Origin of the sequence: Legionella bozemanae (assembly GCF_001648595.1) — a bacterium.
Taxonomy (GTDB): domain Bacteria; phylum Pseudomonadota; class Gammaproteobacteria; order Legionellales; family Legionellaceae; genus Legionella; species Legionella bozemanae.
The window spans coordinates 1-815 of record NZ_LBAW01000087.1; the positions used below are offsets into that span (position 1 = coordinate 1).

Here is an 815-nt window from a genome sequence, read left to right on the forward strand (position 1 = left end):
ATTCACTCTATGACGACCTTTAGAGAGGCCTTTATAGAGTATAAAGTGAGCAGGGATTTGTTCTTTCTCTGTAAGAAGGCCCTGCCCCAAGTAGTTAGGTTTGGCTGTGGCTTGTTCATAATAGATATGACTTAATTGCCAAGTTGCTGTAGCCTCTAAATATATCGCATTCTTATGGCGTAATCGGCCTAAAAAATCCCAATCAAGCGCTCGAACATAGGAAAACCAAGGCGCTCTAAATCCCGCATCGGTAACAATAATAGGTTGTACAGAGCTCGGTAAAATAGCTTTTAGATTATTTAAAAATTCTTTATGAGTTTGATGGTTATTTTGTTTTTTCTGTGGATGACATTCTTCGTAAATCACAATCGAGCGTCCTTGCATCGACAAGGAGGCTCTCAATAAATAGAGTTTAGTCTGCGAACATATACAGCTCCAATCAACATGAATCCAGGGGCGTCTTTGTGCTGCTAGTAGATAATGACTCATTGTCCTATAAAATTCAATCGCTTCTTTTTGTAATCGCGTATTCCCTAATAAGCGGTCTATCCTTTTTATATTGCTGCGAGTCTTAACTTTAGTATGAGGCAAATGACGGCCAAGCGATGTCAGCGTTAATTTATTTACCTTAATTAACGTCGATGAAGCCATGATTAAATTGTGTAAGCGTGATTTATGAATAAAAGGTAATTCTTTTGCTAATGTTTTGTGTAATAATTGCATCAGGTGCATGACGTCGATCTCTTATTGTTGTGGAACTCTATTGGATCATAATCCGTCATGCACTTTCAATACCATTATTCCTATATTTCAAT

The 815-nt window shown here is 37.5% G+C and carries 1 protein-coding gene; it reads right to left on the bottom strand.

Features of this window, described 5'->3' with window-relative positions:
* On the bottom strand, positions 1 to 732 hold a 732-nt coding region (locus A8O27_RS18160), incomplete at its 3' end, for an IS4 family transposase (protein ID WP_154669269.1).
* Positions 733 to 815: the final 83 nt, after the last annotated feature.